The organism is Micromonospora sp. NPDC049171 (assembly GCF_040648275.1).
GTDB lineage: Bacteria > Actinomycetota > Actinomycetes > Mycobacteriales > Micromonosporaceae > Micromonospora.
In genome coordinates this window covers 192,901-202,155 of sequence record NZ_JBEZDJ010000004.1, presented here as the reverse complement: position 1 = coordinate 202,155, position 9,255 = coordinate 192,901, and the positions used below count along the sequence as shown (strand labels likewise).

At 70.7% G+C, this 9,255-nt stretch carries 8 protein-coding genes; 4 read left to right on the top strand and 4 right to left on the bottom strand.

The annotated features are described in order from the left end of the window. Positions 1–756 precede the first annotated feature (756 nt). Positions 757–1,317, top strand: a complete 561-nt coding sequence (locus AB0B14_RS07295) for a hypothetical protein (protein WP_357521798.1) — start codon at positions 757–759, stop codon at positions 1,315–1,317. Positions 1,318–1,621: 304 nt separating this feature from the next. Here AB0B14_RS07295 and AB0B14_RS07290 read toward each other — a convergent pair whose 3' ends face one another. The 4 genes from AB0B14_RS07290 to groES form a co-directional block, all read right to left on the bottom strand. After that, on the bottom strand, positions 1,622–2,014 hold the full coding sequence (locus AB0B14_RS07290) for a hypothetical protein (protein WP_357078870.1): 393 nt from the start codon (positions 2,012–2,014) through the stop codon (positions 1,622–1,624). 101 nt (positions 2,015–2,115) lie between these two features. Further along, complete coding sequence (locus AB0B14_RS07285) at positions 2,116–3,771, bottom strand: molybdopterin-dependent oxidoreductase (RefSeq protein ID WP_357521796.1); 1,656 nt, start codon at positions 3,769–3,771, stop codon at positions 2,116–2,118. A gap of 127 nt (positions 3,772–3,898) precedes the next feature. Next, the gene (gene groL / locus AB0B14_RS07280; RefSeq protein WP_357521794.1) at positions 3,899–5,542 is read right to left on the bottom strand and encodes a chaperonin GroEL; all 1,644 of its coding nucleotides are present in this window, start codon (positions 5,540–5,542) and stop codon (positions 3,899–3,901) included. Positions 5,543–5,612: 70 nt separating this feature from the next. After that, complete coding sequence (gene groES, locus AB0B14_RS07275; RefSeq protein WP_030330046.1) at positions 5,613–5,927, bottom strand: co-chaperone GroES; 315 nt, start codon at positions 5,925–5,927, stop codon at positions 5,613–5,615. A 259-nt stretch (positions 5,928–6,186) separates the two neighbouring features. Here groES and AB0B14_RS07270 point away from each other — a divergent pair, with 259 nt between their 5' ends. The 3 genes from AB0B14_RS07270 (at position 6,187) to AB0B14_RS07260 (ending at position 9,148) form a co-directional block, all read left to right on the top strand. Beyond that, on the top strand, positions 6,187–7,383 hold the full coding sequence (locus AB0B14_RS07270; protein WP_357521792.1) for a methyltransferase domain-containing protein: 1,197 nt from the start codon (positions 6,187–6,189) through the stop codon (positions 7,381–7,383). A 10-nt stretch (positions 7,384–7,393) separates the two neighbouring features. Then, positions 7,394–7,873: a Cys-tRNA(Pro) deacylase gene (gene ybaK, locus AB0B14_RS07265; RefSeq protein WP_357521790.1), complete on the top strand. Its 480-nt coding sequence runs from the start codon at positions 7,394–7,396 to the stop codon at positions 7,871–7,873. Positions 7,874–8,053: 180 nt separating this feature from the next. Then, positions 8,054–9,148: a substrate-binding domain-containing protein gene (locus tag AB0B14_RS07260; protein WP_357521789.1), complete on the top strand. Its 1,095-nt coding sequence runs from the start codon at positions 8,054–8,056 to the stop codon at positions 9,146–9,148. The last annotated feature ends 107 nt before the right edge of the window (positions 9,149–9,255 follow it).

The window sequence follows — 9,255 nt, the reverse complement described above, 5'->3', positions numbered from 1 at the left end:
ACGCGCCTGGCATGCGCACGCGCCTGGCATGCGCACGCGCCTGGCATGCGCACGCGCCTGGCATGCGCACGCGCCTGGCATGCGCACGCGCCTGGCATGCGCACGCGCCTGGCCATGATCGACTCGGCTTTCTTGAAATCGGGGGGTCCGGAGGTCCGGGACACCGCGACTTCCGTGAAGGCGAGTGGATCATGCCTGGCGGGGGCGGTTCGGGGTCGTGGGTGCGGGGTGGTGTGGGTGGTTTGTCCGGTGGGGGGTGGTTGTGGGTTGTGACCGGTCGCATCCGTGGGCCGGAATCGTGGCCGGGCCGGGGTCGTTACATACCCTGACGATCGCAGCACGACCTGCCGCCCGCCCGACCCGCAGGGGTTGGGGATGCGGTTCCCGCAGGTCGGAATGCCCCCGGCCCGCCGGTCATTGCAGTCCCCGCGAACGACCGTAGGCACCGCCCGACGAGGGTGCCGCGCGAGGGGCCAACCCGGAATGCCCTCGGCCCCCGGGTCGTTGCAGTCCCCACGAACGACCGTAGGCACCGCCCCGACGAGGGTGCCGCGCGATGGGGCCAACCCGGAATGACCTCGGCCCCCCGGTCGTTACACCTGGACCCCGGCGCCACGAGCCCCCCGCTCGCAGGTCGCCGACCGTCGAAGACTTTTCCCCCTTGTATGTGCGGCGCCGGACGAGGTGCTCACACCCGCCGTCACCGTTCCCCCTCGGTGGCAGCGGGTGGTCCTACCCCCGAAGGAGCTAACCACCATGAACACGATCATGCGTAAGAGTGTGCTGTCTGTTGCTGGTCTCGCGTTCGCCGGTGGTGTGTTCGCCGGTCCGATCGCCGCGCACGCCAACCCCGTCGACGCCAAGCCCGTCGCCGCCGCTGTGCAGAGCACCGCGCCGAAGCCGCAGGGCGAGCAGTCCCGGATCACCCTCAACGATGAGCAGACCGCGAACGTCAAGGCGATCATCGCCGCGACGAAGAAGGCGGGTCTGCCCGAGCGGGCCGCGGTCATCTCGATCGCGACGAGCCTGCAGGAGTCGAAGTTGGAGAACCTGGGCCACCTGGGCGATATGAACGACCACGACTCGCTGGGCCTGTTCCAGCAGCGCCCGAGCTCGGGTTGGGGTACCCCGGAGCAGATCACCGACCCCGCCTACTCCACCACCGCGTTCCTCAAGGGCCTCAAGCAGGTCGACGGCTGGCAGGACATGCCCCTGACCCAGGCCGCGCAGACCGTGCAGGTCTCCGCCTACCCCGACGCCTACGCCCAGTGGGAGCAGCAGGCCACCGACCTGGTCGGCCAGCACTGGAACAGCTGACCCCCCGCACTACCGCAGGACATCGACCGTTGGCCGGCACCCCGTAACTCGGGGTGCCGGCCAGCGGCGTTCCCGGGTCTGACCGGTGTGACGGGCTGCGACGCGCTGCGCAGTGCACGTAACCACCCCGCCCAAGAACCGGATGCTCCGAGATCTTGGACAGTTTCCGTTCTCGCGAAACGGAAACTGTCCAAGATCTCGCCTCCGGCGAGGGTGCAGGCGGTTGGTTTCGGGTTGGTGGCGTCGCGGCCGCAGCAGGGCGACCCGCGCCGACGCCCGCTGATGGATCGGCTCGCCGGCGACCTCAGCGAGTGACCCCCGGCCGCCGGGATGGCTGACTCTGCGGCATCCGACGGGCGGTGTTGGTGGCGAGCGCCCCGGCGACCAGCGCGGTCAGCACCCCGATCAGTTGGATCGACTGTCCGGTCGCCACGTCGGCACCGTGCCGCCCGAGCAGGTTGTCCACCCCGGTCGGGCTGATCGCGAACCCGACGGCCACGAACAGACCCAGTAGCGCGCCCACCGCGGGCGACCAGCGCCACGGTGCGAACGCGACGAAGAGGGCGCCAGCCAACAGGATGATCATCCCGGGCGGTACGGCGACGGGAAACTCAACCCCGGCGGCCCACAGCACGCCGATGCCCGCGGCGCCGACGACGAGGCCGGCGATGGTGAACGTCCGTGCGGTAACAGTCATGGCTTCACCCTGTCCCGGTACCGTCCGGTCCGCGTCCGCCCGGTGACGTCATCGGGGGTACGGCAGTCGGCGTACTCCGGCGCGCGAGGAACGACCCCCGCTCAGCGGACGGTGACGGTGACCGTGTGCCAGCCGGTGGCGCCGTCCGGGGCGACGTCCTGCGTACGCTCGGTCTGGGTTTCGCCTGTCGCGTCCGTCGCGCGAACCTGGAGTCGGTGCTCGCCCGGCGTGGCGTCCCAGCGCCAGGACCACTGCACCCAGGTGTCCACCGACACGGCCGGGGCCAGCGCTGCCTGCTGCCAGGGGCCGCCGTCGACGCGTACCTCGACTCGGCTGATGCCCCGATGCTGCGCCCAGGCCACACCGGCGACCGTGACCGGGCCGGTGGTCAGCCGGTTACGCCCCCGGGGTGTGTCGATCCGCGACTGGGTCTTGATCGGGCCCTGGGCGGACCAGCCGCGCGGCACCCAGTACGCGTCGAAGTCGGCGAAACGGGTCAGCTCCAGCTCGGTCACCCATTTGCAGGCCGAGACGTACCCGTAGAGGCCGGGCACGACCATCCGGACCGGGAAGCCGTGCTCGACCGGCAGTGGCTCGCCGTTCATGCCGACCGCCAACAGCGCGTCCCGCCCGTCGCGCAAGGCGGCGGTGGGGGTGCCGCAGGTCCAGCCGTCGACCGACCGGCCGACGACCTGGTCGGCATCGGCGTCCGGCTCGACCTCGTCCAGCAGCTCCCGAAGGGGTACGCCGAGCCAGCGGGCGTTGCCGATCAGGTCCCCGCCCACCTCGTTGGAGACGCAGGCAAGCGTGACGTACCGCTCGACCAGCGGCCGAGCCAGCAGATCCGCGTAGCTGTAGGTGCGCTCGGTGCCGACCCGCCCGTGGATCCGCAGCCGCCAGGTGTCCGGGTCGACCTGGGGCACCACAAGCGCGGTGTCGATCCGGTAGAAACCGAAGTTCGGGGTGACGTACGGCGCGAGCTGCGTCAACGAGAGGTCCGCGCCCGCCGGCAGGGCCGGTGCGGGGGCGACCGGCGCGGGCAGGCGGATCGCGTCGCGGGCGGCGGACACCCCGCGCCGGCCGGCCAGCCAGCGCCCACCGAGACCGGCCACCACGGCGGTGCCGAGCAGCACTCCGCTGCCGGTGAGGAAGCGTCGCCGCGACTCCGGGTCGACCCCCGTAGCCTCCACCGGCTCGTTCGCCGCCGCGGACCGCCCGCCCGGAGCCACCGGCACCGGCGCAGCGGGCGACACCGACCCACCAGGCGGCACCGACCCGGCCGGCGGCACGATCGGTGTGGGTGCTGACCAGGGCCAGGGGTCCAGCTCGAACGGGCCGGCGATGAACAGCCAGAGCACCAGGGCGCCGAGGCCGGCACCGACAAGTGACGGCAGCGCGTCAGCCGCGTCGGCACCGGAGCGGGTCAGGGCGGCGGCCACGCCGATGACACCGAACGCGGCGATGCCGGCGAGGCCGAGTGCCAGTCGGCGGACGGCCAGCACACCGAAGAGGGCGGCGAACGCTCCGAGCAGCAGGCCCGTGCCGACCAGCAGTGCGATCTTGTCGGCGGTGCCGAAGAGGTCGATGGCGAACTGTTTCAGCGACTCGGGGACGGCGTCGACGACCACCCCGCCGACCGCGACCAGGGGCGCCGACCGCGGGCCGGTCAACACGGCCACCGGTTCGGCGATTCCGATCGCGACGGCGGCGGCGGTGACCCCGGCCAGCGCGGCGTACCGCCGCGACGTGGTGCTCATCGGCCCAGTGTGCGCGATCATCTTGCCCGGTCGCCAACAACGTCAGCGTTCGGTAATGACCTACCGGCTCAACGAGCGAACCGGGGCACACCGCCGTACGGCGGTGTGCCCCGGTTCAACTACCGGATCAGAAGCCCGGGCCGTGCTGGTGGCCGTGCCCGTGACCGTGGCCGCCACCGGCGGCGGCCGGCTCGGCCTGCTCCGGCTTCTCCACCACGAGGCTCTCCGTGGTGAGCAGCAGGCCGGCGATCGAGGCGGCGTTGGTGACCGCGTTGCGGGTCACCTTCACCGGGTCGATGATGCCGGCCTTGACCAGGTCGACGTACTCGCCCTTGGCGGCGTCGAGGCCGTTGCCCCAGTCGAGGTCGGCGACCTTCTGCGTCACGACGTAACCGTCGTGACCGGCGTTCTGGGCGATCCAGCGCAGCGGCTCGACGAGCGCCTTGCGCACGACCGAGACACCGACCTTCTCGTCACCGGTGAAGCCCAGGTCGTCGTCGAGCACCGAGCGGATCTGCACCAGGGCGGCGCCGCCGCCGGGGACGGTGCCCTCCTCGACCGCGGCCTTGGTCGCCGCGATGGCGTCCTCGATGCGGTGCTTGCGCTCCTTCATCTCGACCTCGGTGGCCGCGCCAGCCTTGATGACGGCGATGCCACCGGAGAGCTTCGCCAGCCGCTCGGCCAGCTTCTCCCGGTCCCAGTCGGAGTCGGAGGCCTCGATCTCCTTGCGGATCTGGGCCACCCGGTCGGCGACGTCTGCCTTCTGGCCGCCACCGTCGACGATCGTGGTGTTCTCCTTGTCGACCACGATGCGCCGAGCGGTGCCGAGCACCTCCAGGCCAACCTGGTCGATCTTGTAGCCCAGCTCCGGGGCGACAAGCTCGGCGCCCGTGGAGATCGCGATGTCCTGGAGCATCGCCTTGCGCCGGTCACCGAAGCCCGGGGCCTTGACCGCGCAGACCTTGAGGGTCTTGCGCAGCGAGTTGACCACCAGGGTGGAGAGCGCCTGGCCGTCCACGTCCTCGGCGATGATCAGCAGCGGCTTGCTGTTCTGCAGGACCTTCTCCAGCAGCGGCAGCAGCTCCTCGATCGCCGAGATCTTCTGGGTGGTGACCAGGATGTACGCGTCCTCGAGGACGGACTCCTGACCCTCCAGGTCGGTGACGAAGTTCGGCGAGATGAAGCCCTTGTCGAACTGGAGACCCTCGGTCACGTCCAGCTCGGTGGTGAGCATGGAGCCTTCCTCGACGGTGATGACACCGTCGCGGCCGACCCGCTCCATCGCCTCGGCGATGAGATCACCGATCGTGGCGTCCTGCGCGGAGATCGTCGCCACGTTCGCGATCGACTCCTTGCTGGTGACCTCCGCGGCACGGCCGAGCAGCGCCTCGGAGACCTTGGTGGCCGCCGCGTCGATGCCCCGCTTGAGGCCGGCCGGGTTGGTCCCGGCGGTCACGTTGCGCAGGCCCTCGCGAACCATGGCCTGGGCCAGCACGGTCGCGGTGGTGGTGCCGTCACCGGCGACGTCGTTGGTCTTGGTCGCCACCTCCTTGACCAGCTGCGCGCCAAGGTTCTCGTACGGGTTGGTGAGCTCGATCTCCTTGGCGATGGTCACACCATCGTTGGTGATCGTCGGCGCACCGAATTTCTTGTCCAGGACGACGTTGCGCCCGCGCGGGCCGAGGGTGACCTTGACCGCGTCCGCGAGGGCGTTGACACCGTGCTCCAGCAGGTGTCGGGCGTCGTCCGAGAAGCTCAGGATCTTCGCCATTAATGTCCCTTCGAAGCGCCACTGCCCCGGCCCGGCGAGCCGGACCGGGGCAATGGAACTGATCGGTTGCTTACTTCTCGATGACCGCGAGGACGTCGCGGGCGGAGAGCACCAGGTACTCCTCGCCGGCGTACTTGACCTCGGTGCCGCCGTACTTCGAGTAAAGGACGGTGTCGCCGACCTGCACGTCAACCGGAACCCGGTTGCCGTTGTCGTCGACGCGCCCCGGGCCCACAGCGAGGACGGTGCCCTCCTGCGGCTTCTCCTTGGCGGTGTCGGGGATCACGATGCCCGACGCCGTGGTGGTCTCAGCCTCGTTCGCCTGGACCACGATGCGGTCCTCGAGCGGCTTGATCGCAACCTTGGTCGCGGTAGTCACGGGCATACCCTCCTGGGGTACTGGTTTCGTTGCTGGCCGGCGGGGCCAACCAGCGTCAATCTGCCTCATGCCACCGGGCGGGACCGTCGTCGCGGGTGCCGGTCCGCCTGGCGTGCGCACCCGGGTCGCGAGACCCGGAAGCTGGCACCCTCAGGGTGAGAGTGCTAATCGCAGGTTATTCCGTGGCTAGCACTCCGTCAAGGAGAGTGCCAGCGAGTCGCGCCCCGCCAGCCCGGATTTCCGGGTCCACCCGGACAATGACCGGGTGGATCTCGATCAGCTGGCGGCGCTGCGTACCCCCGAGGGGTCGGCCGCGCTCGCGACGGCGGCCGGTCTGGCCGGCGGTGATCCGCTGGTCGCGGCGTCGGCGCTGCGCGCGGCCGGGGTGCCGCCGACGCTGGCCGCGGCGGCGCTCACCCAGGCCGAGCTGCGGCACCGGGCGGCCGGCAAGTTCGGCCCGGTCGCCGCCGGGATGTTCCTCACCCGCCCCGGCCTGGAGCAGGCCACCCGCCGGGTGGTCGCCGACCGTCGAGCCGTCCGGCTGTCCGCGGCCGGCGTGCGCACCCTGGCCGACCTCGGGTGCGGCCTCGGCGCGGACGCGCTGGCCGCCGCCCGTGCCGGCATCCGGGTGTACGGGGTGGAGGCCGACCCGGTGACTGCGGCGATGGCCGCCGCCAACGCCACGGCGGCCGGGCTGGCCGAGCTGTTCACCGTCGAGTGCGGGGATGCCACCGCGTTCGACGTCTCCCGGGTCGACGGGGTCTTCTGCGACCCGGCCCGCCGCAGCAGCGGCACCGGGCGACGGATCTTCGACCCGCGCGCCTTCTCGCCGCCGTGGGACTTCGTCACCGGGTTGGCCGAGCGGGTGCCGCGCACGGTGGTGAAGGTGGCACCGGGCCTGGACCACGCGCTCATCCCGGCGGGTGCGGAGGCGGAGTGGGTCGGTGTGGACGGCGACCTGGTCGAGGCCGCGCTCTGGTGCGGGGAGTTGGCGGAGGTGCCCCGCCGCGCCACGCTCTACCGCCAGGAGGGCGCCGAGACCCGCCGCCACCAGCTCACCGGTTCGGGTGCCGACGAGGCGCCGGTCGGGCCGCCCCGGCGCTACCTGTACGACCCGGACGCGGCGGTCATCCGCGCGCACCTCGTCGCCGAACTGGCCGCCCAACTGGACGCCAACCTGGGTGACCCGAGCATCGCCTACCTCTACGCGGACCAGCCGACCCGCACCCCGTACGCGCGCTGCCTGGAGATCACCGACGTGCTGCCGTTCTCGCTCAAGCGACTGCGGGCGCTGCTGCGCGAGCGTCGGGTGGGCCGGGTGGAGATCCTCAAGCGGGGTTCCGCGCTGACCCCGGAGCAACTGCGGAGGGATCTGCGGCTGGCCGGCGACGCGGCGGCGAGCCTGGTGCTCACCCGGGTCGCCGGCGCACCGACAGTGCTGATCGGTCGGCCGGTCGACTAGCGTCGCCGGTGTGGCAGGACAGGGCACCCCGGCGACGGCACTGTTGGTCAAGCGCGGAGTCGCGTACCGCACGCACCCCTACCGGGTGTCGCCGGACGCCCCGAACTACGGCGCGCTGGTGGCGGTGGCGCTCGGCGTGGCACCGGAGCGTGTCTTCAAGTCGTTGGTGACCGAGGTCGACGGCGCGCTCACCGTGGCGGTCGTGCCGGTCACCGGCGAGCTGGATCTCAAGGCGCTCGCGGCGGCGGTGGGTGGCAAGCGGGCGGTGCTCGCCGACCGGGCGGTCGCCGAGCGGGCCACCGGCTACGTGCGCGGTGGGATCAGCCCGCTCGGGCAGCGCAGGCGACTGCCCACCGTGCTTGACGAATCCGCGTTGGACCTTCCGACGATCTACGTCTCGGCTGGTCGGCGCGGCCTGCAACTCGAACTGGCCGCGGTGGATCTGGTGGCGCTGACCGACGCCCGTACCGCGCCGTTGCAGACCCGCTGACGACAGTCGTTACGTCGACTACGCCGTGGGATACCCACGGAGTAACAGTCGCGTTGCTGAATTGTTATCGCTGCCAACAAACTAGGCACCTGAGCGGTCTTGTGGAGGCGGTGTGACGCGCAATACGTTGCCGGACACAACAAAAACAACACCTCCCCCACCCCCGAAAGGACCCTGCACATGCGTAAGGGGATCCTCACCATCGCCGCCGTGGGCCTGCTCACGACCAGCGGATTGACCGCCTGCAGCGACGACTCCGGCACCGGCTCGGCCGACTCCAAAAAGACTCCCAAGATCGGCGTGATCCTTCCGGACAGCAAGTCCTCCCCCCGCTGGGAGACGGCGGACCGCCGCTTCCTGGAAGAGGCGTTCAAGACTGCCGGCGTCCAATACGACATCCAGAACGCCCAGAACGACAAGGCCGCGTTCCAGACGATCGCCGACCAGATGATCACCAGCGGCGTCACCGCCCTGATGATCGTCAACCTGGACTCCGGCACCGGCAAGGCCGTGCTCGACAAGGCCAAGTCGCAGGGCGTCGCCACCATCGACTACGACCGGCTCACCCTCGGCGGCTCCGCCCAGTACTACGTCAGCTTCGACAACGAGACCGTCGGCAAGCTCCAGGGCGAGGGTCTGGCGAAGTGCCTGACCGAGAAGGGCGCCAAGAACCCGGTCGTGGCGTACCTCAACGGCTCCCCCACCGACAACAACGCCACCCTGTTCAAGGCCGGCTACGACTCGGTGCTCAAGCCGAAGTTCGACTCCAAGGAGTACACCAAGGGCCCGGACGACGCCGTGCCGGGCTGGGACGGCCCCACCGCCGCGACCATCTTCGAGCAGCAGCTCACCGCGACCAAGGGCAAGATCGACGGCGTGCTGGCCGCCAACGACACTCTCGGCAACGCCGCCATCTCGATCCTGAAGAAGAACAAGCTCAACGGCAAGGTGCCGGTGACCGGGCAGGACGCCAGCGTGGAGGGTCTGCAGAACATCCTCGCCGGTGACCAGTGCATGACCGTCTACAAGGCCGTCCGGGAAGAGGCCAAGGCGGCCTCCGACCTGGCCATCACCCTGGCCAAGGGCGAGAAGAAGGACACCGGCCAGACGGTGAAGGACCCGGAGGGTGGCCGGGACGTCCCCTCGGTGCTGCTCACCCCGAAGGCCATCTACAAGGACAACGTCAAGGACGTCGTCGCCGACGGCTACGCGACCAAGGAGCAGGTCTGCACCGGGGCCTACGCCAAGTTCTGCGCCGAAGCCGGCATCAGCTGACCGACGCCGCAGTACCCGCCGGAACGACAATCGCCGCCCGGCACGGGAGCACCCTCCCGTGCCGGGCGGCGCCCGCCGGACGGGCCCCGACCCTCCCTTAAGAAGGA

Excerpts from the sequence above, each read along its gene's own strand:
- AB0B14_RS07295 (WP_357521798.1), top strand. The coding sequence starts at position 757 with ATGAACACGATCATGCGTAAGAGTGTGCTGTCTGTTGCTGGTCTCGCG.
- AB0B14_RS07290 (WP_357078870.1), bottom strand. The coding sequence starts at position 2,014 with ATGACTGTTACCGCACGGACGTTCACCATCGCCGGCCTCGTCGTCGGC.
- AB0B14_RS07285 (WP_357521796.1), bottom strand. The coding sequence starts at position 3,771 with ATGAGCACCACGTCGCGGCGGTACGCCGCGCTGGCCGGGGTCACCGCC.
- groL (WP_357521794.1), bottom strand. The coding sequence starts at position 5,542 with ATGGCGAAGATCCTGAGCTTCTCGGACGACGCCCGACACCTGCTGGAG.
- groES (WP_030330046.1), bottom strand. The coding sequence starts at position 5,927 with ATGCCCGTGACTACCGCGACCAAGGTTGCGATCAAGCCGCTCGAGGAC.
- AB0B14_RS07260 (WP_357521789.1), top strand. The coding sequence starts at position 8,054 with ATGCGTAAGGGGATCCTCACCATCGCCGCCGTGGGCCTGCTCACGACC.